This is a genomic window from Kocuria rosea (assembly GCF_006094695.1).
GTDB classification, from domain to species: Bacteria; Actinomycetota; Actinomycetes; order Actinomycetales; family Micrococcaceae; genus Kocuria; species Kocuria rosea.
Map to the genome: position 1 here is coordinate 1,956,206 of NZ_CP035103.1, position 22,304 is coordinate 1,978,509.

The 22,304-nt window shown below is 73.8% G+C and carries 25 protein-coding genes; 14 read left to right on the forward strand and 11 right to left on the reverse strand.

Translation table 11 applies throughout. The features are described from left to right. Positions 1-116 precede the first annotated feature (116 nt). The gene (locus EQG70_RS09110; protein WP_035928799.1) at positions 117-554 is read left to right on the forward strand and encodes a VOC family protein; all 438 of its coding nucleotides are present in this window, start codon (positions 117-119) and stop codon (positions 552-554) included. Between the two features lie 7 nt (positions 555-561). On the opposite strand, the gene EQG70_RS18750 is transcribed toward EQG70_RS09110, so the two are convergent. From EQG70_RS18750 to EQG70_RS09120, 3 genes are all read right to left on the reverse strand, one after another. After that, positions 562-684, reverse strand: a complete 123-nt coding sequence (locus EQG70_RS18750) for a hypothetical protein (protein WP_258299856.1) — start codon at positions 682-684, stop codon at positions 562-564. A gap of 137 nt (positions 685-821) precedes the next feature. After that, positions 822-3,359 (reverse strand): PEP/pyruvate-binding domain-containing protein, encoded by a 2,538-nt coding sequence (locus tag EQG70_RS09115; RefSeq protein WP_109269128.1) that lies wholly within the window; start codon positions 3,357-3,359, stop codon positions 822-824. 238 nt (positions 3,360-3,597) lie between these two features. After that, positions 3,598-4,290 carry a LysE family translocator gene (locus tag EQG70_RS09120; RefSeq protein ID WP_167508877.1) on the reverse strand — a complete coding sequence of 231 codons (693 nt, stop codon included), beginning with the start codon at positions 4,288-4,290 and terminating at the stop codon, positions 3,598-3,600. Positions 4,291-4,402: 112 nt separating this feature from the next. Here EQG70_RS09120 and EQG70_RS09125 point away from each other — a divergent pair, with 112 nt between their 5' ends. Further along, on the forward strand, positions 4,403-5,323 hold the full coding sequence (locus tag EQG70_RS09125; RefSeq protein ID WP_109269130.1) for a LysR family transcriptional regulator: 921 nt from the start codon (positions 4,403-4,405) through the stop codon (positions 5,321-5,323). A 74-nt stretch (positions 5,324-5,397) separates the two neighbouring features. On the opposite strand, the gene EQG70_RS09130 is transcribed toward EQG70_RS09125, so the two are convergent. The 5 genes from EQG70_RS09130 to EQG70_RS09150 form a co-directional block, all read right to left on the reverse strand. Continuing rightward, the gene (locus tag EQG70_RS09130; RefSeq protein WP_167508878.1) at positions 5,398-5,784 is read right to left on the reverse strand and encodes an MmcQ/YjbR family DNA-binding protein; all 387 of its coding nucleotides are present in this window, start codon (positions 5,782-5,784) and stop codon (positions 5,398-5,400) included. 7 nt (positions 5,785-5,791) lie between these two features. Then, positions 5,792-6,367, reverse strand: a complete 576-nt coding sequence (locus tag EQG70_RS09135) for a dihydrofolate reductase family protein (protein ID WP_109269132.1) — start codon at positions 6,365-6,367, stop codon at positions 5,792-5,794. Between the two features lie 82 nt (positions 6,368-6,449). After that, entirely contained in the window at positions 6,450-6,779 is a 330-nt protein-coding gene (locus EQG70_RS09140) for a hypothetical protein (RefSeq protein ID WP_109269133.1), read from the reverse strand. 294 nt (positions 6,780-7,073) lie between these two features. Next, on the reverse strand, positions 7,074-7,565 hold the full coding sequence (locus EQG70_RS09145) for a beta-class carbonic anhydrase (RefSeq protein ID WP_109222673.1): 492 nt from the start codon (positions 7,563-7,565) through the stop codon (positions 7,074-7,076). A 209-nt stretch (positions 7,566-7,774) separates the two neighbouring features. Beyond that, positions 7,775-8,470 carry a VldE C-terminal domain-containing protein gene (locus EQG70_RS09150; RefSeq protein ID WP_244296700.1) on the reverse strand — a complete coding sequence of 232 codons (696 nt, stop codon included), beginning with the start codon at positions 8,468-8,470 and terminating at the stop codon, positions 7,775-7,777. A 262-nt stretch (positions 8,471-8,732) separates the two neighbouring features. Here EQG70_RS09150 and EQG70_RS09155 point away from each other — a divergent pair, with 262 nt between their 5' ends. The 4 genes from EQG70_RS09155 to EQG70_RS09170 all read left to right on the forward strand — a co-directional run bounded on the left by EQG70_RS09155 (position 8,733) and on the right by EQG70_RS09170 (position 13,679). Further along, positions 8,733-9,392, forward strand: a complete 660-nt coding sequence (locus EQG70_RS09155) for a FadR/GntR family transcriptional regulator (RefSeq protein ID WP_109269135.1) — start codon at positions 8,733-8,735, stop codon at positions 9,390-9,392. A gap of 184 nt (positions 9,393-9,576) precedes the next feature. Then, the gene (locus EQG70_RS09160; RefSeq protein ID WP_109269136.1) at positions 9,577-10,575 is read left to right on the forward strand and encodes an asparaginase; all 999 of its coding nucleotides are present in this window, start codon (positions 9,577-9,579) and stop codon (positions 10,573-10,575) included. Positions 10,576-10,700: 125 nt separating this feature from the next. Continuing rightward, positions 10,701-12,104, forward strand: coding sequence for an aspartate ammonia-lyase (locus EQG70_RS09165; protein WP_109269137.1), 1,404 nt, complete (start codon positions 10,701-10,703; stop codon positions 12,102-12,104). 42 nt (positions 12,105-12,146) lie between these two features. Then, positions 12,147-13,679: an amino acid permease gene (locus tag EQG70_RS09170; protein ID WP_244296702.1), complete on the forward strand. Its 1,533-nt coding sequence runs from the start codon at positions 12,147-12,149 to the stop codon at positions 13,677-13,679. Between the two features lie 37 nt (positions 13,680-13,716). Here EQG70_RS09170 and EQG70_RS09175 read toward each other — a convergent pair whose 3' ends face one another. Both EQG70_RS09175 and EQG70_RS09180 read right to left on the reverse strand, forming a co-directional pair. Then, positions 13,717-14,214 carry a hypothetical protein gene (locus EQG70_RS09175; RefSeq protein WP_109269139.1) on the reverse strand — a complete coding sequence of 166 codons (498 nt, stop codon included), beginning with the start codon at positions 14,212-14,214 and terminating at the stop codon, positions 13,717-13,719. Between the two features lie 307 nt (positions 14,215-14,521). After that, positions 14,522-14,914: a VOC family protein gene (locus EQG70_RS09180; RefSeq protein WP_109269140.1), complete on the reverse strand. Its 393-nt coding sequence runs from the start codon at positions 14,912-14,914 to the stop codon at positions 14,522-14,524. A gap of 36 nt (positions 14,915-14,950) precedes the next feature. On the opposite strand from EQG70_RS09180, the gene EQG70_RS09185 reads away from it, so the two are divergent. After that, positions 14,951-15,745, forward strand: a complete 795-nt coding sequence (locus EQG70_RS09185) for a hypothetical protein (RefSeq protein WP_109222668.1) — start codon at positions 14,951-14,953, stop codon at positions 15,743-15,745. A 76-nt stretch (positions 15,746-15,821) separates the two neighbouring features. Here the strand turns inward: EQG70_RS09185 and EQG70_RS09190 are convergent, their stop codons facing one another. Then, a complete protein-coding gene (locus EQG70_RS09190; RefSeq protein ID WP_138976468.1) occupies positions 15,822-16,076 on the reverse strand; it encodes a hypothetical protein in 255 nt (84 codons plus the stop codon). A gap of 210 nt (positions 16,077-16,286) precedes the next feature. On the opposite strand from EQG70_RS09190, the gene EQG70_RS09195 reads away from it, so the two are divergent. The 7 genes from EQG70_RS09195 (at position 16,287) to yajC (ending at position 22,272) form a co-directional block, all read left to right on the forward strand. After that, positions 16,287-17,594: a Mur ligase family protein gene (locus EQG70_RS09195; protein WP_109269141.1), complete on the forward strand. Its 1,308-nt coding sequence runs from the start codon at positions 16,287-16,289 to the stop codon at positions 17,592-17,594. 56 nt (positions 17,595-17,650) lie between these two features. Further along, positions 17,651-18,328, forward strand: coding sequence for a type 1 glutamine amidotransferase (locus tag EQG70_RS09200; protein ID WP_109269178.1), 678 nt, complete (start codon positions 17,651-17,653; stop codon positions 18,326-18,328). A gap of 141 nt (positions 18,329-18,469) precedes the next feature. Continuing rightward, a complete protein-coding gene (locus tag EQG70_RS09205) occupies positions 18,470-19,231 on the forward strand; it encodes a YebC/PmpR family DNA-binding transcriptional regulator (RefSeq protein WP_035928571.1) in 762 nt (253 codons plus the stop codon). 68 nt (positions 19,232-19,299) lie between these two features. Next, positions 19,300-19,854 carry a crossover junction endodeoxyribonuclease RuvC gene (locus EQG70_RS09210; protein WP_229587159.1) on the forward strand — a complete coding sequence of 185 codons (555 nt, stop codon included), beginning with the start codon at positions 19,300-19,302 and terminating at the stop codon, positions 19,852-19,854. Positions 19,855-19,944: 90 nt separating this feature from the next. Beyond that, positions 19,945-20,589 (forward strand): Holliday junction branch migration protein RuvA, encoded by a 645-nt coding sequence (gene ruvA, locus EQG70_RS09215; protein WP_017832261.1) that lies wholly within the window; start codon positions 19,945-19,947, stop codon positions 20,587-20,589. Between the two features lie 26 nt (positions 20,590-20,615). Then, positions 20,616-21,713 carry a Holliday junction branch migration DNA helicase RuvB gene (ruvB, locus tag EQG70_RS09220; protein WP_043738545.1) on the forward strand — a complete coding sequence of 366 codons (1,098 nt, stop codon included), beginning with the start codon at positions 20,616-20,618 and terminating at the stop codon, positions 21,711-21,713. A gap of 106 nt (positions 21,714-21,819) precedes the next feature. Next, a complete protein-coding gene (gene yajC / locus EQG70_RS09225) occupies positions 21,820-22,272 on the forward strand; it encodes a preprotein translocase subunit YajC (RefSeq protein WP_095650942.1) in 453 nt (150 codons plus the stop codon). Positions 22,273-22,304: the final 32 nt, after the last annotated feature.

A 22,304-nucleotide genomic window follows, 5' to 3' on the forward strand; every position in this document is an offset into this window, starting at 1 on the left:
CCGCAGCTCGGGTTCCCGACGGGTGCTGCACGGCAGTCGCCGTTGAGGGTCCGTCCTTCGGAACATGAAGACGCGTCGGCAGGACCGGATTGCCGCGGCTCGGTACGATGCACCACATGTCCATCAAGTTCGAGAACGTCGGTATCGCCGTCCGTGACCTCGACGCGGCGATCGCCTTCTTCACCGACCTCGGACTGACCGTCCTGGGCCGGGACACGGTCAGCGGGGAGTGGGCGGACACCGCCGTCGGTCTCGACGGCAACCACGTCAACATCGCCATGCTCCAGACCCCGGACGGCAACGGTCGCCTCGAGCTCTTCGAGTACATCCACCCGGAGGCGATCGAGACACAGCCCACCCGGCCTCACGAGATCGGCATGCACCGCGTCGCCTTTTCCGTCGACGACATCGACGACGCCCTCGAGATCGCCGCGAGGCACGGCTGTCACCCGCTGCGCGGGGTAGGGACCTACGGGGACGCCTACAAGCTCGCCTATGTCCGCGGCCCCAGCGGCATCATCGTGATGCTCGCCGAAGAACTGCACAGCCGCTGACGACGGGTCAATCCGGACGTTGCCAGGGGTTCTCGGCCTGCTGCTCCCAGCCGGCCTCCTCGAGGGTGCCGATCGAGGGGTCCTCGATGCCGGCAGTCATGCCCTTGCGCACCACCCAGTAGAACAGCAACAACGAGCCCAGATCGCGGCGATGCCGGTGTCCGGAGCCGTGCGGGACTCGAGCACGAAGTGTGCACCCACGTGGTGCGCTGCGTCTCGAGCGGGACCTCGATGCCGGGCACCTGCGCGAACCGTCCTGACATGCGCCTATTCTCCGGGTGCGGCCGGGCCCGGTCGCCCGGCCCGATGTGCTCGTGCGTCCGGGTCGTCCAGGGGCTGCGCACCGCCGGCCGTGCCGTGCATCCGGATCAGACCCGTGGCGCCGTCGATGGTGACCACCTGCCCCTCGGTCAGCAGGGTGGTGGCGTCGGGCACGCAGATGACGGCCGGGATGCCGTACTCGCGGGCCACAGTCGGGCCGTGGGCGATCGTGGAGCCGGTCTCCGTGATGAGTCCGCCGAGGGTCAGGAACAGCGGGGTCCAGCCCGGGTCGGTGGTCGGGGCGACGAGGATGTCACCGGGCTGCAGCCTCGCCTCCGACGGGTGGTGGACGATCCGCACCGGCCCGGTCACGATCCCGGTGGCCGCCGGCTGGCCGACCAGCACGTCCGGCCCGTGCTCAGGCGCGGTGTCGTCGGGCAGGGCCTGGGGGTTCGTGCCGTCGGACAGCAGCAGGCCGGGGACCTGCCGCCGTCGGGCCTCGCGGTGGTGCTCCCTGCGCCGACCGGTCACCACCGCGCGCAGGTCCGCGCCGTGCGAGGCGTCGAGGGCCTCGTCCAGGGTCAGGAACATGATGTCCTCCGGCTGCTCCAGCAGGCCGCGCCCGGTGAGCTCGGCCCCCGCGGCGAGCAGCTGCCGGCGCACCTCGGCCAGCGGGGTCAGCCAGAGGAACTTCGGCAGCTCGCGCAGGCCGGCCAGCTCCCGGCTGCGGCGCAGCATGGACCCGGCAAGGCGGGCCCGCAGCGGCCGGGTGCGCCTGGCGCGTGCGACGAGGTCAGCCAGGGCGGCCTCGGCCTCGACGGCGGCGCGGGCGAACCGGGCCGGCGGGGCCTGGTCCGGGTCGGTCACCTGCAGGTACCCGGCCAGGGCGGCGAACACGGGAGTGGGGTCGTCGGCCCACCGGGGGGAGCCGACGTCGATCTCGGCGCTGCCGCGGATCCCGTACTCCGCCAGGAAGGCCGACAGGCCGAACTCGGGCAGCTCGCCGCGCGAGAAGCGCGCGGCGAGCTCGTCCGGGGCAGCGCCGACCAGCAGATCGCGGTGCGGGCGGGCGGCCTCGGCCACGGACCAGAGCTTCAGGTCCATCTGGGTGGTGACGTTGTGGGGCATCCCGCGCAGGGTCGCGTTCAGCTCGCCGGGCTGCAGGATGCCGTCCAGCAGCCAGCCGGCCACCCCCTGGGCGATGAGCGCCGCCCACAGGGGCGGCAGGGAGCGCATCATCGGTCCGGTCATCGTCGCGTCCTGCAGCCCGGCGGCGGAACGGACCCTTTCCGCCGTGTCCGCCGGTTCGGTCCGGGGCTGCCGGCGGACCTGTTCGAGCTCGTGGAACGCGCGCTCGCGGGCGGCGGCGGGCCGGGCCAGGGCCCGCAGCGCGCCGAGCAGCGAGGCGGGCACGGTGGCCAGGAGCACCCGCGCGGTCGCACCGGCGGAGAACACGCGCTGGCCGGGACGGGCGGGACGGGGCGCGTAGCGGGGGTCGTCCAGGACGCGCCGCACGCCCCGCGCCACGGCCGGACCGTAGACCTGCACCATCTCGGGGACGCGGGAGTGCAGGCGCGGGCTGCGGACGAGGCCGGTGAGGTCCATGAACAGCCGGCCGCCGATCTCGACGAGGAACGGATCGACCACGGCGTCGTCGACGCCGATGATCTGCAGCCAGCGGCGGGTCGTCTCCCGCAGCACGGACACGCCCATGGGGGTGACCGGGCGCCGCAGGCCCTGCATGTGGCCGACCTCCATGTAGACCCGCGGGTCGCCCTGCACCGGGTCGGTCCCGGCCGGGAGCGGGAAGAGCGTGGTGATGGGCCGGGACTGCAGCAGCCAGAGCGTGCCCTCGGCGTCGTAGGCGAACTCGATGTCCTGCGGGCTGCCGAGGGCGCGCTGCACCCGCTGCCCGGTCGCCTGGAGCTCGCGGAGCTGGTCGGGGGAGAGGCAGCCGTGCTCCTGTGTCCGGGGGAGCGGACCCTGGCCGGGCAGGACGTAGTGGTCGGTGTCCATGGTGCCGTCCACCACGCCGGTGCCCAGCCCCGGGACCGCGTCGATGACGGTCTCCGTGCGGGTGCCGGTCAGCGGGTTGGCCGTGAACATCACCCCGGCGGCCGCCGGGGCGATCATGCGCTGCACGACGACGGCCATCGCGAGGTCGCCGGTCTCCAGCCCCTGACCGGCCCGGTAGGCGACGGCGCGCTCGCCGTGCACGGAGTCCCAGCACTGCCGGATGGCCTCGAGCAGTGCGTCCCCGCCCTCGACGTCGAGGACGGTGTCCTGCTGGCCCGCGAAGCTGGCGTCCGGCAGGTCCTCGGCCGTGGCGCTGGAGCGGACGGCGACGGGACCACCGCCGAGGTGCTCGTAGGCCGTCAGCACCGCCCGCTCGGGGACGGCGCCCGAGCGGTAGGCCTCGGTGGTCAGGCAGAACCCGTCCGGCACGCGCTCGCCCGCGGACAGGAGGGCTCCGAGACCGACGGCCTTGCCCCCGACGAGCGCGGTGGTCGCCGAGGTGATGTGGGCCAGGTCGATCACGTCCATGGATGCCTCTCTGGTGCCCCGGGGCCGACGGGAGGTGCGGAACGGGCAGCGCCATGGGGCGTCCGGTGGCCCGTTCACAGCCGATGATCCGGTCGGCCGGTCGGCAGGTCAACCTCCCCGTGCCGTGAGGAACCAGCGTGACGGCGCGGCGGTGCCGGTGGTCGACACGGACCGGTTCGGCCGACGTGGCCCGTGCCTCCACCCCGGTCGTTCCGGCCGGCCGCGCGGGGGAGTCCGCTCAGATCCAGGTGGTGAGCACGGGGACGGTGGTCATCAGGCCCAGCGCCACGAAGACCGCCCCGGAGGTGAGCTCGATCCTGCGGGCCACGGTGGGACGGTTGAGCCAGGTGCCGGCGGTGTGGGCGGCCAGGGCCACGAGGAGCAGGTAGATCCCGATGGTGGCCGCCACCGTCCCGCCCATCACCACCACGACGAACAGCGCCCCGGCCCCGGGCGGGGTGAACTGGGGCAGCAGGGCCAGGAAGAACAGCCCGGTCTTCGGGTTGGTGAGGCAGCACACCAGCCCTGCGGCGAACGCCGATCGCGCCCTCGGCCCGGAGGGCTCCCGGCGGTCCGGGGCGGCGGTGACGGTCGACCCCGCGGTCCGTGCCAGGCCGACGGTCATCGGCACGGCGGCGGCCGGGGCGGGAGCGTGGGCGGTGATCGCCCGGTAGCCCAGGTAGAACAGGTAGGCGCCCCCGAGGATCCGCAGAGCCTGGAAGGCGGCCGGGGAGCTGTCCAGGAAGGCGGCCACGCCCACCGCGACCAGCCCCGCCCAGGCGAAGACCCCCACCGCGGACCCGGCGGCGGCCAGCATCCCGGCCCGGCGCTGCCGCAGGGCGCAGCCCAGGGTCAGGACGGTGTCGGGTCCCGGGGTGAGGGCCAGGACCACGGCCACGCCCAGCAGGGCCAGATAGCTCGAGGTGTCCACGGCAGCTCCTTGTCGGTCAGTGGTCCGCAGACCTCCACCGTGCCACCGCGTCACCCTTCAGCACCAGCAATGATTTCCGTGGCATTGGCAGGAGAAAGCGTACGATCGGGGCATGCTCGATCCACACCGGCTCACCATCCTGCGCGCGGTCATCGCCGCCGGCTCGATCCACGCCGCCGCCCGGAACCTCCACCTGGCCCCGGCCACCGTCAGCCAGCACCTCCGCGCCCTGGCCCGGCAGACCGGGCTGGTGCTGTTCGAGAAGAGCGGCCGGGGCATCGAGGCCACCCCGGCCGCCCGGCACCTGTGCGAGGCCAGCGCGGAGACCCTCAGCAGCCTGGAACGCCTCGAGCGCACCGTGGAGGATCTGCGGCAGGGCCGGGCCGAGCAGATCGCCGTCGCCTGCTTCGCGTCCCTGGCCCAGGCCTGGATGCCCGGGGTGGTGCTCGCCCTGCGCGCTCGGTCCCCGGACGTGGTGGTGGAAATCAGCATCAACGAGCTGCACTCCACCGGAGGCCGCCGGGCCCCCGACGTCGACGTGCGCAACGAGTCCCTCGACGGGCCCCTCGTCCACCTGGGGGGATACCAGCGCCATGCCCTGCACGAGGAGGACTTCTGCGTGGTGCTGCCGGTCGACCACCCGCTGGCCGCACGCCCCGCGGTGACGATGGCCCAGCTGCGCGACGAGCCCTGGATCGACCACGACATCCACGACGGCCCCACCGGGCGCATCATCACCCGTGCCTGTCACGCCGCCGGCTACACCCCGCACTACGTCGCCCGTCTCGACGACCACCATGCGGCCACCAGCCTCGCCGCGGCCGGGCTGGGCATCACGGTGCTGCCCCGGATCGCGCTCGCCGGGCTGCCGGCGGCTCTCACCTCGAGGCCGCTGGTCGACCCGGCCGTGCACCGGCGCATCGTCGCCCACACCCGCACCCACCCCACCCGGGCGCGGCTGATCCACACGGCCCTGACGGCGCTGCGCGAAGCCGCTCGACGGAGCCGCCCGGCACCACCGGACGAGCACTGACTCCGCGACCGCTCGGACGGACCCCGTGCTCGCATCGCGCCCCCGACGCCGGACGCGGACGGCAGGACGCCCGCTCAGGGCTGTGCTCCGGTGCGCATGTGGCGCAGCACCGGGCGCTTGGCCCGGGGGAGTCCTTCGACGACGAGCTCGTAGGCGTTCAGCACCAGCTCCTCGACGAGGTCCGGGGTGATCCCCGGGCCGGCGGCGAGGGAGATCCAGTGCTGCTTGTTCATGTGGTAGCCGGGGGTGATCGTGGGGAACTCCTGGCGCAGCGCCATCGCGTGCGGGGGCTCGCACTTGAGCGTCACGATCGGCTTCCCGGGTGCTTCCGTGGTCATCAGGAAGATCCTGCCCACGACCTTGAACACCTCGTGGTCCGGGCCGAAGGGGCAGGTGTGCGTCACGGCCGGCAGTCCGGCGGCCGCCTCCATGGCGATCTGCTGAAGTCTCGTCCCGTCCACGCCGCTGCTATCCGCGGGACCGGGGGTGGCGGACCTCGTAGCCGACCTGGACCATGCCGTTGTCGAAGCGGCGCTCCCGGAGGAGGCGCAGCTCCAGGGACAGTCCGTCGGGGAAGACCGGGGTGCCGCCGCCCACCGTGACCGGGCACAGCAGGAGCTCGACCACGTCGACCAGCCCCAGCCGCAGGGCACTGCCGGCGAGGGTCGGGCCCTCGATCGTGAGGTCGCCGGACGCCTCGGACCTCGCGCGCTCGAGAGCCGCGGCGGTGAACTCCCGCTCGAGCCGGGTGCGCTCGGTCCAGGTCCGGCCGAGGGAGGAGGAGAAGACGATCTTCTCGGCGCGCTTCCAGGTCTCCGCGAAGCGCGCCGACTCCGGGGACCACGTCGCCGCGGACGGGTCGGTCTCCCAGACGGCCATGGTCTCGTACATGCGCCGCCCGTAGAGGTAGGTGCTGACCGGTGCCAGGTCCGTGGTCAGGGCGGCGACGACGGCCTCGTCGGGCACGGCCCAGGAGAAGCTGCCCTGCTCGTCCGAGTTGTAGCCGTCCAGCGAGGAGGCGACGGAGTAGATCACTTTCCCCATGCCCCCACTCAACCCGCCGGAGCCGCCCGGGCACAAGAGGGGCAGCGGATCCGAGGTCCGTCGTGCGTCCAGCGGCGGGTCGTCAGCTGTGTCCGTCCCGGTCCTCGCCGCGTCGGGTCGCCTCCGCTCGCGCGGCGGCACGCACGTGCGGGTCGGTGGCGTTCTCGGCCGCGTGGCGACGGTCGGCGGCGCTCAGGTGGTCGCTGCCGAGCGCGGCAGCCGCCACGTCGACGTCGCTGTGGTGCAGGGCGATGTCGAGCAGCTCTGCCGTGTCCGTCAGCTCCTCGACGCCGTCGGTGGTCCAGGCCTGGACCCGGCGTCGGTGGTCGGCCTCCTTCTGCGCCAGCTGCCGCATCAGCTCACCCGTGTTGATGACAGAGGTGATGGGCTGGGAGTCGTCGTGCTTCGTCACCGTGTCCTCCTGGGGGTCCGTCCGTGGTCGTTCCATTCATAGCCCACGACGCCGTCCCCTGTGGGGAACCGGCCGTCCCCGGAGGCGGAAAGCAGCCCCGCGGGCCCGGGTCCGCCGCGTCGCGGAGCCCTGGGCTGCGGCTTCTGCGAGATCAGCCGCTCCCGCGTGTCGCGCCCTGGCCCGGCGATCTCCCGCCGCCGCGTCACGGTCGCCCACTGATCGCCGGACCCCGAACAGGGTCCCTCCGCCCGCTCCGGGTGGCGGGGCCCTCGGGGTGGGAGGACGGTGCAGGAGTCAGCGGACTTCGCGGAGGGAGCCGTCGGTGACGTCGTAGACGAAGCCCCGCACGCTGTCCCGGTGCGGGACGAAGGGGTTCTCGGTGATCCGCGCCATGGACCGGCGGACGTCGTCGTCGGGATCGGTGAAGGACTCCGGTGACCACGGCGGGCGCATCCCGGTGTCGGCCTCGATCTGTGCCGTGAAGGCGTCGTCGGTGAAGGTGAGCATGCCGCAGTCGGTGTGGTGGATGAGGATGATCTCCCGGGTGCCCAGCAGTCGCTGGCTGATGACCAGGGACCGGATCTCGTCGTCGGTGATCACCCCGCCCGCGTTGCGGATGACGTGGGCGTCGCCCTCGCTCAGCCCCAGCAGTCCGTAGGGGTTGAGCCGGGCGTCCATGCAGGCCACCACGGCCACCGGCAGGGCCGGGGGCATGGGCAGATCGCCCTTGGTGAAGGCGGCGGCGTAGGCCTCGGCGTGGTGCAGGAGGTCGTCGGTGGCGCTCATGGCGGGTCCTTTCCTCGACGGGTGCGGCGGACCGCGTCCCGGGGGCCGGCTTCGGTCCCCGGTGTCCCCGGGCGCTGCGGTCCGACCCGTCCGGAGCCGCCCGGTCCGCTCCTCACCCTAGGACCGGGCGTCGCCCGTGCACACCCCTCCCGTGGTCATCGTTCGCGACGCGGAGGCCGGTTCCGGGGCCCGGCGCTGCGACCGGCTCCTCACTCCGGACCGCCCCGCAGCACGTCCACGTGCACGTGGTCGAGGTGGCGCAGGATCTCGTTGCCGGGCTCGGGCGCGTCGTAGTCCCGCCACCGCCCCCGCGAGCTGTGCACGCTCCAGAAGCGGTCGTCGAAGATGACGTACTGGACGTCCAGGTCCTCGGCGTGCGCGACCAGCCAGTGGGCCAGCAGCCACCCCTCGCGCCGGTTCTCCTCGGTCACGGGGCGGAAGAAGACGTCGACGGCGCGGCCGTCGTAGTGCGTCGACTCCTCGCCGTGCCCCTGGCCGACGCCGCAGGGGGCGAACCCGCCCAGACTCTGCTCTCCGAACACCTCGGTCATCGCTGCGCGCACCCGCTCGGCGCGCGGGGTCAGGCCGGTTGCGGTCAGCTGCTGCTGCGGCAGGTCGTCGGCCGCTGAGCCCCGGCAGCTCAGGCTCGCGCCGGCGTCCTCGGGTGGTCCGTCGGCCAGGCGCCGCAGCACCGCCGGGTCGAGGCCGGAGGTGTCCGGGGCCTCCACCCCGCGGGCGGCGAGCGCCACCGCGGTCGTGGCCCGCTTCGCCTCCTCGCGGTCGAGCCCGACCGCTCCGTCCGCGGTCTCGACGACGCACTCGGCACCCCAGGTCAGCCCGCCGTCTCCGGTGCGCAGGCCGCTGATCAGGCCGGGCCCGAGGAGCACCAGTGCTCCCGCCAGCATCCCGAGCACGAGAAGCAGTGCGAGGAGCGAGCGCAGGGGGCGGCTCCGGTCCCGGTGCGCGGTGCCGGCGGTTCTGGTGGTTCTGGCGGCGATGATGCACCTGCTTCCGCTCGGGGTGTGGGGATGCCGGCTCCAGCACAGCAGGCGGACCTGGCGAGAACCTGCACGAGACGTGCAGGAAACCGGCTCGTGGCCCCTTGACAGCCCGGTGTGATCCGTATCATGCTGGACCACATGAACCTGTCAGACAGCCGGACAGCCGGTGGAGCGCTTCAGTGCGGCGGAGGCCGTCTTCAAGGACCTGCTCGCGCAGATCCGGGAGGGGCGCCTCGCCGTGGGGGAGAAGCTGCCCTCGGAGGCTGCGCTGGCCCAGGGGTACGGCGTGAGCCGGTCCGTGATCCGCGAGGCGCTGCGCTCCTGCGCGGCGCTGGGCCTGACCGTCAGCCGCACCGGCAAGGGGACGTTCGTCGTCTCCCAGCGGGTGGCCGAGGACCTGGCCCTGGGCGCGTACTCGGCCCGGGACCTGCACGAGGCCCGGCCGCACATCGAGGTCCCCGCGGCCGGTCTCGCCGCGCGCCGCCGCACCGAGGAGGACGTGCGCTTCCTGCAGGACGTCGTGGCGGCGATGGCGGCCGAGGACGACCCCCAGGCCTGGGTCGAGCTGGACACCAGCTTCCACGCCGCCGTCGCCCGGATCAGCCACAACCGGGTGTTCGAGAAGGTCATCGCCGACATCCGCGAGGCGCTCTTCCACCAGTCCGAGACCCTCAACGTGGTGGCGGCCCGCCAGAAGCGCTCGGACGAGGAGCACCTGCGCATCTTCCACGCGATCCGCGACGGCGCGGCCGACGAGGCGGAAGCGGCCATGCAGGACCACCTCGCGGCCGTGCGCGGCGCCCTCGGCGCCATCACCGGCGAGTAGCCCGCCGGCCGTCCCGGCCACTGTTCCGGCCTCCCCGGCCTCCGCCCGGGCAGCCGCGGTCCTCGCCCTGCTCGCCCGTCCTCCTGCCCTCGACCCTGCCCTCCGTTCCGCGCGGGGCGCCCTCCGGCGCCTCCCTCCGGCGCGCGCCCCCGCCCGCACCGATCACCTCCAGCAAGGACCCAGCATGACCACCGCAGCCCTCGGGGCACCCCTGTCCACCGCCCGCCCGCAGCACGTGCCCGTCGCCGAACAGGTCCGCGACGGCGTCGTCGAGAGCGTCCACCACGGCTCGCTCGTGGCCACGGACGCCGCCGGGCGGATCCTGCTCGAGGCCGGAGACCCCCTGGCCCTCTTCTACCCCCGCTCCTCCCTCAAGCCGCTGCAGGCGGTGGCCATGCTCCGCGCCGGCCTCGAGCTGCCCGGGCCCCTGCTGGCACTGGCCGCGGCCAGCCACTCCGGGGCGCCCCGGCACCGCGACGGCGCGCGCCGCATCCTCGCCGGCCACGGCGCGGACGAGACCGCCCTGGAGAACGTGCCCGACCTGCCGTACGGGCCCGCCGAACGGGCCGCCGCCCTGCGCGCCGGCGAAGGGCCCACCCGCCTGGCCCAGAACTGCTCCGGCAAGCACGCCGCCATGGTCGCCACCTGCCGGGTCAACGGCTGGCCCGTGGCCGGCTACACCGACCCCGGCCACCCGCTGCAGCTGCTGATCGGCGAGGTCGTGGCGGAGCTGACCGGCGAACCGCTGGGGCCCGGCAGCACCGACGGCTGCGGCACCCCCCTGCACGCCGTCACCCTCCGGGGCATGGCCACCGCCTTCGCCCGGCTGGCCTCCGCCGCCCCGGGCACGCCCGAGGCCTGGGTCGCGTCCGCCATGACCGGGCACCCCGAGCAGGTGGCCGGCGAGGGCCGTGACGTCACGGAGCTCATGCGCAGGGTCCCCGGTCTGCTCGCCAAGGACGGCTTCGAGGGCCTGCAGCTCGTGGGCCTGCCGGACGGGCGCGGTCTGGCCGTGAAGATCGCCGACGGCGCCGACCGCGCCCGGATGCCGGTGACCGTGCAGGCCCTGCAGCGGCTCGGGGTGGACCCCGCGGCGCTCGCCGGCCTGGGCCGGGTCCCCGTGCTCGGCGGGGGCCGCACCGTGGGGTCGCTGCACGCCGTCGCCCTCGCCGCCGCCCCCTGAGCCACTGCTCGCTGTCCCTCCCGCTCCATGAGAGACCGCCCTCGTCCCGCTGACCCACCGTCCCGCTGACCCACCGTCCCGCTGCCGTCCACCACCTCGTGACACCCGAGAGAACCGAGAGAACCATGACCGCTCCCGCCTTCCGCACCGAGCACGACCTGCTCGGCGACCGCCAGGTCCCCGCCGACGCCTACTGGGGCGTGCAGACCCTGCGCGCCGTGGAGAACTTCCCCATCACCGGCCTGCCCCTGGGCGGCCACGCCCACCTGGTGCGGGGACTGGCGGCCGTCAAGCTCGCCGCCGCCCGCGCCAACCACGAGCTCGGGCTGCTCGACACCGCCCGGGCCGACGCCGTCGTGGGGGCCTGCCAGGAGATCCTGGGCGGGCGCCTCCACGAGCAGTTCCGCGTGGACGTGATCCAGGGCGGCGCCGGCACCTCCTCCAACATGAACGCCAACGAGGTGATCGCCAACCGGGCCCTGGAGCTGCTGGGCGCCGGCAAGGGGGAGTACTCCCGGCTGCACCCCAACGACCACGTCAACCTGTCGCAGTCCACCAACGACGCCTACCCCACGGCCGTGAAGATCGCCACGATCACCGGCGTGCAGGAGCTGCTGGCGGCCCTGGAGGTGCTGGAGGACGCCTTCGCGGCGAAGGCCCGCGAGTTCCGCACCGTCGTGAAGATGGGCCGCACCCAGCTGCAGGACGCCGTGCCCATGACCCTGGGCCAGGAGTTCGGCACCTACGCCGTGATGATCCGGGAGGACCGCCAGCGCCTCGCCGAGGCGAGCCTGCTGGTCCACGAGATCAACCTCGGGGCGACGGCGATCGGCACCGGGCTCAACGCCCCGGACGGCTACGCCGCCGCGGCCTGCCGCCACCTGGCCGCCGTCACCGGCCTGCCGCTGGTCACCGCCGTCGACCTCGTGGAGGCCACCCAGGACGTCGGGTCCTTCGTGCACCTGTCCGGGGTGCTCAAGCGGGTGGCGGTGAAGCTGTCCAAGATCTGCAACGACCTGCGGCTGCTCTCCTCCGGGCCCCGGGCGGGGCTGGGCGAGATCACCCTGCCCGCCGTGCAGTCCGGCTCCTCGATCATGCCGGGCAAGATCAACCCGGTGATCCCCGAGGTCGTCAGCCAGGTCGCCTACGAGGTCATCGGCAACGACGTCACGATCACCATGGCCGCCGAGAGCGGACAGCTGCAGCTCAACGCCTTCGAGCCGATCATCGTCCACAGCCTGCACAAGAGCGTCGCCCACCTCCGGGCGGCCTGCACCACGCTCACGGAGCGCTGCGTGCGCGGCATCACCGCCAACGAGGAGCACCTGCGCGCGTCGGTGGAGCACTCCATCGGCCTGGTGACCGCGTTGAACCCCCACCTGGGCTACGCCACGGCCACCGCGATCGCCCAGGAGGCCCTGGTCACGGGCGCCGGCGTCGCGGAGCTGGTGCGCGAGCGCGGTCTGCTGACCGCCGAGGAGCTGGGCCGCATCCTGCGCCCGGAGCGCCTGGCCAACCTCACCGTCTGACCCGTCCACGAGCTCTTCCGCCACCACCCAGGAGACCGAGCCATGCCACCTGTGTCCGTCCACCACCCGGACCGGCGCCACGCCACCCCGGCCCAGCCGCCGACCGCCGCCCTCGACGTGCTCCACGCGGAGGACGAGGGCTACCACAAGGGGCTCAAGCCCCGGCAGATCCAGATGATCGCGATCGGCGGCGCCATCGGCACCGGCCTGTTCATGGGCGCCGGCGGGCGGCTGGCCAGCGCCGGGCCCGCCCTCGTGCTCGTCTACGCGGTCTGCGGCTTCTTCGCGTTCCTCATCCTGCGCGCCCTGGGCGAGCTCGTCGTGCGCCGCCCGTCCTCGGGCTCCTTCGTCTCCTACGCCCGGGAGTTCTACGGCGAGAAGGCGGCCTTCTTCACCGGCTGGCTGTACTGGCTCAACTGGGCCATGACCGCGATCGTGGACATCACCGCCGTGGCGCTGTACATGAAGTTCTTCGCCCGGTACTGGGCTCCCGTCGGGGACGTCCCCCAGTGGCAGTACGCCCTGGCCGCCCTGCTGCTCGTCCTCGGGCTGAACCTCGTCTCGGTCAAGGTCTTCGGCGAGCTCGAGTTCTGGTTCGCCCTCATCAAGGTGGCCGCGCTCTCCGCCTTCCTGGTGGTCGGGATCTGGCTGGTGCTCTTCGGCACCCCGGCCGACGGCCAGGAGGTGGGCCTGTCCCTCATCGGCCACAACGGCGGGCTCCTGCCCAATGGTCTGCTGCCGGCGGTCGTCGTGATCCAGGGCGTGGTCTTCGCCTACGCGTCCATCGAGCTGATCGGCACCGCGGCCGGTGAGACGGAGCACCCCGAGAAGGTCATGCCGCGCGCCGTGAACACGGTGATCGTGCGCATCGCGGTCTTCTACGTCGGGTCGCTGACCCTGCTGTCCCTGCTCCTGCCCTACACCGCCTACAAGGCGGGGGAGAGCCCGTTCGTGACGTTCTTCGGCTCCATCGGCGTGGCCGGCATGGACACCGTGATGAACCTCGTGGTGCTCACCGCGGCCCTGTCCTCGCTCAACGCCGGGCTCTACTCCACGGGCCGGATCCTGCGCTCGATGTCCCTGGCCGGATCGGCCCCCCGCTTCGCGGGCCGGATGAACCGGGCCGGCGTCCCGTACGGCGGCATCGTGCTGACGGCGGCGGTGGCCGTGCTGGGCGTGGTGCTCAACGCCCTGGTGCCGGCCCAGGCCTTCGAGATCGTGCTGAACCTCGCTTCGGTCGGTATCATCAGCGCCTGGGCGATGATCATGCTCTGCCACCTCCGGCTCGTCTCCTGGTCCCGGCAGGGCAGGGCGGAGCGCCCCGGCTTCCGGCTCCCCGGCGCGCCCTTCACCGGTTGGCTGACCCTGGCGTTCCTCGTGAGCGTCGTCGTGCTGATGGCCTTCGACTCCCCGATCGGGACCTGGACTGTCGCCTCCCTGCTGCTGCTCGTGCCGCTGCTGGTCCTCGGCTGGTACCGGTGCCGGGACCGGGTGCACGCGATCGCCGCGGCCCATGCCGCCGTCGCCCGGACCGCCCCGGCGGCCTCCGCGGAGACGGGGCCGCCCGTCCGGTAGGGCCCCGCCCCGGGGGCGCGGCATCCGCGCACCCGGCTCACGGACGTCCGGACCCCCGGCTCGCCTCCGCCCGGCCGGCGGCGATCTGGGCGGCCCAGCGCACCCGGAAGGGCCGCCGATCCGGGTCCGTCGTCCGCGGCGGCTCGACGGCCGGCTCCGCGGCCCCGGTGTCCGTCCCGGCGGTCTGCTGCCGGGGCCGAGGGGAGGCGTGGCGTCGGGCGGCCGCCACCGCCTCTGCCCGGCGCTGCTCGGCCTCCGCCGCGGCGCGCTGGTCCGGCGAGCGCATCGGGGTGCCGTCCTGGTGGGTCCAGGTGCGCAGGCGGGCGGCGAACCAGGCGCCTGGGTTCTCGATCCCGGTGACCGAGTCGTGGGTGTAGCGCACGCTCTGCGGGGTCCAGTCCAGGGCGTGCAGGACGTCTGCGACGGTCCACCCGGCCTCGAAGTGCGGCCCGGCCACGGCCACGGCGTAGGCGGTGGTGATCCGGCGCAGCACCAGCGCGTGGTGCTGGAGCTCCAGTCCGGCCCGCCGGAGCACCTGTTGCCGGTCCCGCCGGGTCGGCGCCGTCGTCGTCGGCCGCACTGCCGCGTGGGCCGGCCACAGCGGAGCTGTCCGCCGGGCCAGGGCGGCCTTGACCTCCCGCCGCTGCGCGTCGGCTCCGGCAGCGGGCCGGGGCGCGGCAGGGGCCCTCGAGGCAGGCTCCGCGCGCACGTGCGGGGGAGGGCCCGACCTTTCCGTGGGAACCGGGTCGACGTTGCGATCCACTGGCGTTGCCTCCTCTGCCGAATCGTCGGTGGTGTTCTCCGGACCCGGGGCCGGCCCGTGGGCAGGAGCCCAGGATCCCTCAGTCCGCACCGGACTGGACGACCAGCAGCATCGTGCCCTCGGGATCACGGACGTAGGCGACGGTCTCGCCCCACGGCATGGCCTCCGCATCGACAGGCACGGCCGCACCGGCCCGGCGGGCGGCGTCGAGGACGGCCGGAAGGTCCTCGACGTAGACGCACAGGTCCACCGCGTGGCCGGTCGCGGGCAGCGGGGTGTCGCCGTACCGTGCCGCCGTGGTGCCGACGCCCAGGCCCAGCTGACCGTCTCCCACCCGCAGGACGAGGAAGACCGGCTCTCCCGTTCCGGGGAACCGGTACGTCTGTTCGGCGTGGAACACCTCTTCGTAGAAGGCCCCGGTGCCGACCAGATCCGCACAGTTGACGATGGGGAACAGCTCCTGCCCGGTCATGGTCCGACAGTACCGGGATGTGCTCTACTCGGTCGCATGAGCGGTGACTCCCTGCCCGAGGTCCCCACGGCCGACGACTTCCGCGCACTGGCGCGCAGCTCGCCGTGGCGGTTCACCACCGTGCACTTCACCCACCGGCGGCAGCGGGACGCCGGGAGCACTCCGGACGGCGAACCGGTCGAGGCCTGGCTCGACCGGCGGCTCGGCCGTGTGGTCGTCCGCTCCTCCGGGGGCGTCGAGGTCGCCGAAGGGCCTCCCTACGGTGCGGCGGTGAGTCTGGTGACCTGCGACGACGACGCGGAGGGCGCCGTTCCGTCACCGCCGCCGCCGGAGCCGGAGGTGGTGCTGCGCCCGGACGGTCTGGTCGCCCGGCGCCCGGAGGACTGGCACTTCGACCACGGTGATCCGATGTGGCAGGACTACCGGTGGACGGCCATGCTCGACCCGGCCGAGCTGAGCCGGGGAGTGGACGTCAGCGAGGTCGTCGCCACGACACTGCGGGGCCGCCTCACCTGGTCGGCCGCCTGCCGGCCGCTGCTCGGTGCCGGCGAGGACAGGGAGAACGGCTACACCCCGCGGTGCGGGTGCTGCCCTCTGCTGGACAGTGCCGCCAGCCGGATCCACGAGTACGGCCGTGAGGACCCGACCCTCACCAGCGGCGACCTCGCCACGGTCTACCGCGTGCACCTCGACGTGCAGACGGGCATCGTCGTGGACATCACCCCGCTGGACGGCCTCGACGGCACCGGCCTCAGCAACGAGCTCCACGCCGTCGACGCACCGCTGGACCCTCCGCCGCAGGGACCGGAGCAGCCGGGCCGCCCTGCCTGAGGCGGCCGCCGTCGAGGACCTCGTGGACCGGGCCTGACCCGAGGGCACGGCGCGGCCGAGGGCCTCGACCCTCCGGTCACCGCCGCGAGGCGCGCCGGCCCAGGAGCCAGCCGGCGCAGAAGGCCCACAGGACGAGCCCGGCCACCACACCGGCCCACCCCGCCGTGGCCTCCGGGGTCACCAGGGTCATGGCCGGGAACGCCGCGTCGCCCGGCGAGGCTTCCGCGAACCACCCGAACGACGCCTCCGCCGGGTGGAGCAGCACCAGCAGCGCCCCGCCCAGCACCAGGAGACCGCCGAGACACGCCAGGACCACCCACCAGGGCGGCATGCGGCGAGGCGGAACGGACGGAGGGACGGCGGGGCCGGCGGCGTTCATGGTCCGACCCTACGGCCGGTGCGCCGCCCGTCCACAGCACCCCGCCGCGACACCGTGTCGTGCGTCGTCGTCGCCCGTCCCCCCTGCGGCCTGGGGGGACGCGCGGACCGCCCGCCCCAGGCGCACCCGGGTGCCCGCCGCCGCCGGGGCGCAGACCATAGGATGGAGCGCATGTCCAGACCCCACGTGCGCCTGCTCGGCCAAGGCATCCGGTACCTGACCACCCTGCGCGGCGGAGGCTCCGCCTTCCCCGGCCTCGTGATGGAGCGGCTGCACCCCGGGTTCGTGGCCGAGGAGCTCGCGAAGCTGCCGCACGGCGTGGTGCTCATCAGCGGCACCAACGGCAAGACGACCACCACCAAGATGGCCGTCCAGCTGCTGCGCTCGCAGGGCTACAGGGTCTTCACCAACCGCACCGGCTCCAACTTCGTGCGCGGCGTGGCCGCCGCCCTGCTCGGGGAGATGAGCCTCACGGGCCGCCTCGACGCGGACGTCGCCGTGCTCGAGCTCGACGAGGCGCACGCCGTGCACTTCGTCAAGCAGGTCAAGCCCCGCCACGCGCTGCTGCTCAACGTGATGCGCGACCAGCTCGACCGCTTCGGCGAGATCGACACCACCCGGCGGATGCTCGCCCAGATCGCGGCGGCCACCACGGGCACCGTGGTCCTCAACCGGGAGGACCCCCGGATCGTGTCCCTCGCGGAGCACGTCCCCGAGGGCACGCAGACCCGCTGGTTCGGGCTGTCCGCCCCGCTGCGGCCCATGTTCCCCTCCGACGACGACATGCGCTCGGCCGGCGGTCCCGACGCCGAGGCCGACCACGAGGCGGAGCTGGCGCCCCGGCCGGCCGCCGACGTGGAGCTGACGTCCTTCGAGGCGAACCGGGTCCGGCTCACGGTGGGCGGGGAGGCCGTCGAGACCACCGTGGAGCTCTACGGCGTCTACAACATGTACAACGCGGCGGCCGCGCTCGCGCTGGCGCTCGCCGTGGCCGGCCCCGACGCGGACCGCGCCGCGCTGGTGGACGAGCTCTCCCGCGTCACCCCCGCCTTCGGCCGCGGGGAGACCATCACCGTGGACGGCCGGCCGCTGCAGCTGCTGCTCGTGAAGAACCCCGCCGGGTTCCGCCTCTCGCTGGCCTCGGCGCGGCCGGGCGACTACGCCACGATGATCGCCATCAACGACGAGTACGCCGACGGCCGCGACGTCTCCTGGCTGTGGGACGTGGACTTCCACTCCCTGCGCTCCGGCGGCGTGGACGTGGTCTCCGGCACCCGGGCGTGGGACATGGCCCTGCGCCTGGACTACGACGAGGTCACGGTGCGCGACGTGGTCCCGGGCCTCGGCGACGCCCTGCGGCGCTTCGTCGCCGGGGCCGGGGACCGGCCGATGCGCGTCTTCTGCACCTACACGTCCATGCTCGAGCTGCGCCGGGAGCTGTCCCGCGTGGCCGAGGTCGCCGAGATCTGAGCGGAGCCCCCGTGACCGACCGCACCGTCCACCTCGTCCAGCTCTACCCCCGGGACATGAACATCTACGGAGACTGGGGCAACACCCTCACTCTCAAGCGCCGGCTGGAGAAGTACGGCTACGCCGTGCGGCTGAGCGACCACAACCCCGGGGACCCGTTCCCGCCCGACGCCGACCTGCTGGTGGGCGGCGGCGGCCAGGACTCGGGACAGTTCCGGGTCCAGGAGGACCTGCAGCGGATCGCCCCCGAGCTGCGGGCCATGGCCGCCGACGGCGTGCCGATGCTCGCGATCTGCGGTCTCTACCAGCTCTTCGGCCACGAGTTCCGCACCGGCGCCGGCGAGACCCTGCCCGGCATCGGCATCCTCGACCTGACCACCGTGGGCGGACCCACGCGCCTGATCGGCAACATCGTGCTGGAGTCCCCGGAGTTCGGGACCGTCGTCGGCTACGAGAACCACTCCGGGGTCACCCGGCTCGGCCCGGACCAGACGCCGCTGGGACGGGTGGTGAAGGGCGCGGGCAACAACGGGGAGGACGGTACCGAGGGCGCCCGCGTGCACCACGTGGTGGGCTCCTACCTGCACGGGTCGATGCTGCCCAAGAACCCCGCCGTGGCCGACCACCTCATCCGCGCCGCGGTGGAGCGCCGGCTCGGCGTCTTCGACGCCGCACCGCTGGACGACACCCTGGCCGAGCGGGCCCGGGAGGTCGCGCAGGCCCGGCCCCGCTAGGGCCCCGGCCGGGGCGGCGCGCACCCGGTAGAATGGACCAGGACTTCTCCGGCCCGTCCCGGCCACTGCCGGGGCGGGCCGTGCCGGGACGACGCACGACGCGTCCCGGCCGACCGCGAACGACTTCCCGAGGAGGGACGCATGTCAGGACACTCCAAGTGGGCCACGACCAAGCACAAGAAGGCCGCGATCGACGCCAAGCGGGCGAAGGCCTTCGCCAAGTACATCAAGGGCATCGAGGTGGCCGCGCGCATGGGCGGGCCCGACACCGCGGGCAACCCGGCGCTGGACCTCGCCGTGTCCAAGGCCAAGAAGAACTCGGTGCCGGTCGCGAACATCGACCGCGCCGTCAAGCGCGGCGCCGGCCTGACCGGTGAGGTCGTCGACTACACCGAGATCCTCTACGAGGCCCGCGGCCCGCAGGGCACGGCGCTGTACATCGAGTGCCTCACCGACAACAAGAACCGCGCCGCCTCCGAGGTGCGCGTGGCCGTGACCCGCAACGGCGGCACCATGGCCGACTCCGGCTCCGTGGCGTTCCTCTTCGAGCGCAAGGGCGTCGTGGAGGTCACCCGCACCGACGGGCTGACCGAGGACGACGTCCTCATGGCCGTCCTGGACGCCGGCGCCGACGAGGTCGTGGAGCAGGAGGACGTCTTCGAGGTCGTCTCCGAGGCCACCGACCTGCCCGCGATCCGCGCGGCCCTCGACGAGGCCGGGCTCGAGTACAACAACGACGACCCGCAGTTCCGCCCGAGCATGCTCGTGGAGCTCGACGCCGAGGGCGCCCGGAAGTTCCTGCGCCTCGTCGACGCCGTCGAGGAGCTCGACGACGTGCAGAACGTCTACGCCAACGCGGACATCCCCGCCGAGGTCCTGGCCCAGCTCGACTCCGAGGACTGACCACGGCCACGCAGCGGATCCTCGGGGTCGACCCGGGACTGACGCGGTGCGGGTTCGGCCTGATCGACATGGCCGGCAACCGCACCGCGTCCTTCGTGGACGTCGGGGTGGCCGGCACGGACGCCGCCGACCCGCTCGACGTGCGCGTGCTGCGGATCTGGGAGGCCACCGAGCGGTGGATCGAGCGCTACCGTCCCGACGCCCTCGCCCTGGAGCGGGTGTTCGCCCAGACCAACGTGAACACCGTCATCGGCACGGCCCACGCCTCCGGCGCCGTGATCGCCTCGGCCGCCCGCCACGGCGTTCCGGTGGCCTGGCACACCCCGTCCGAGGTCAAGGCCGCGGTGACGGGGGAGGGACGGGCCGACAAGGCATCCGTGGCCCGCATGGTGGTGCGCATCCTCCGGCTCGACGAGGCGCCCCGGCCCGCCGACGCGGCCGACGCCCTGGCCATCGCCATCTGCCACGGCTGGCGCGGCGGCGGCACGGGCGTGGACGCCACGGCCCGGACCGAGACGCACCAGGGCGCCCGCCCCCTGGCCGCCGCCCGCTCCGGCATGACCCCCGCCCAGCGGGCCTGGGCCGAGGCGGAGCACCGCGCCAAGCGGGGCGGGCGCCGCTGAGCCGGCGCCCACTGCTAGAGTGGTCGTCATTCGTAGATCTGTTCGATCGACCGTGCACGGCCCCCGCCGGGCACGGGAAGGAGTTGCGCGGTGATCGCGTCCATCACGGGACAGGTCGAGCACGTCGGCCTCACCACCGCCGTCGTGGCGGTGGGCGGGTTCGGCGTCCAGGTCCAGGCGACGCCGGAGACCCTGTCCGGCCTGCGGATCGGCGGGGAGGTCCGGCTCGACACGGCGTACGTGGCGCGCAAGGACGAGTCCCCGCTGCTCTTCGGCTTCCGCAGCCCCGCCGAGCGCGAGGTCTTCGAGATCATGCTCGGCGTCAGCGGCGTGGGCCCCCGCACCGCACTCGCGGTGCTCTCCGTGCTCGGCCCGGACGCCGTCCACCGCGCCATCGCGCAGGGGGACGCCAAGGCGTTCACCACCGTCCCCGGCATCGGCCCCAAGGGCGCCCGCCGGATCGTGCTGGAGCTGGCCGACAAGCTCATCGTCCCGGACCGTCCCGCCCAGCCGGCCGCGGCCGCCCCGATGGAGCCGTGGCGGGAGCAGGTGCTCGAGGCCCTCGTGGGCCTGGGCTGGAACGAGAAGGACGCCGCCCGGGGCATCGCCGACGCCCTCTCCGGCAGGGAGGAGCTCGCCGCCTCCGGTGACGTGCCCGCGATCCTGCGCACCGTGCTCGGGTGGCTCGGCGCGGCCAAGGCCGGGCCCCGGGTCCCGGCGGAGCGAGGAGCCTGAGCGTGGCCCGCGACGACGGCGCCGCCGTGAACTCCCGGGACCGGCTGGTCTCGGGGGAGGACGAGCCCGACGAGAAGCAGCTCGAGTCGGCGCTGCGGCCCGCGAACCTCGACGAGTTCGTGGGGCAGAAGCGGGTGCGCCAGCAGCTGTCCCTGGTGCTCGAGGCCTCGCGGCTCCGGGGCCGCTCCGCCGACCACGTCCTGCTCTCCGGTCCGCCCGGTCTGGGCAAGACGACCCTGGCCATGATCATCGCCGAGGAGATGGGCGCGCCCCTGCGGATCTCCTCCGGCCCGGCCATCCAGCACGCCGGCGACCTCGCCGCGATCCTGTCCTCCCTGACCGAGGGGGAGGTGCTGTTCCTCGACGAGATCCACCGCATGTCCCGGCCCGCCGAGGAGATGCTCTACATGGCCATGGAGGACTTCCGGGTGGACATCGTGGTGGGCAAGGGCGCCGGCGCCACCTCCATCCCGCTGGACCTGCCGCCGTTCACCCTGGTCGGCGCCACCACGCGGGCCGGTCTGCTGCCCGGCCCGCTGCGCGACCGCTTCGGCTTCACCGGCCACCTCGAGTTCTACTCCGTGGAGGAGCTCGAGCTCGTGCTGCGCCGCTCCGCCGGTCTCATGGACCTCGCGATGACCGCGGAGGGCTTCTCCGAGGTCGCCTCCCGCTCCCGGGGCACCCCGCGCATCGCCAACCGGCTGCTGCGCCGGGTGCGGGACTGGGCGCTGGTGCACGGCATCCCCCGGATCGACGCCCGCACCTCCTCCGCGGCCCTCGACATGTACGAGGTGGACACCCGCGGCCTCGACCGGCTGGACCGCTCGGTGCTCGAGGCGCTCGTGACGAAGTTCGGCGGCGGGCCGGTGGGCCTGTCCACCCTGGCGATCGCCGTGGGGGAGGAGACGGAGACGGTCGAGACCGTGGCCGAGCCCTACCTGGTCCGCGAAGGCCTGCTCGGCCGGACCCCCCGGGGCCGGATCGCGATGGCCGCCGCCTGGGACCACCTGGGCCTGCGCCCGCCCGAGCACGCGGCGTTCAAGGACCCCGGGCTGCGGGCCGCCTTCGGCGGCACGGCCGCGGCCCCGGCCGCCGAGGACGTCCCGCCGCTGTTCGAGGACTGAGCGCGGCCGCAGACCCGGGGGCTGCCTCCCGGGTGCCGTCCAGGACGCTGACGGGCCGGATCACCTACCATGGTGAGGACACCCACCACCGATCGAACGGAAGTCCGTGAGCCCGCTCCTCCTCGTCCAGTCCCTCCCCGCCCAGGCCGCCCAGCCCACGGGAGGCAGCACCGCCTGGCTGCTGCCCCTGATGCTCGTGGCCATGGTGCTCCTGCTCTGGCTGCCCATGCGCCGACAGAAGAAGGCCGTGGCCCAGGTCAAGGAGAAGCAGGCGGCCATGGGTCCCGGCACCGAGGTCATGACGAACTACGGCCTCTACGGCACCGTGCGCTCGATCGACCGGGACACCAACAAGGTGGTCCTCGAGATCGCCCCGGGCACCGCCGTGACCGTGCACCTGCAGACCGTCACCACGGTCGTCGAGGACGAGGCGGCCCCCGCCGCCGAGACCGAGGCGGCGCCGTCGGTGGTCGAGCCCGACGCCCCCGGCGCGGGATCGACCCCGGTCGAACCCCTCGACGACGACGCCCGGCGCGAGCCCGGGCAGCGCAACGACTGACCCCCCACGCGGGACGACGGGCCGACCACTGG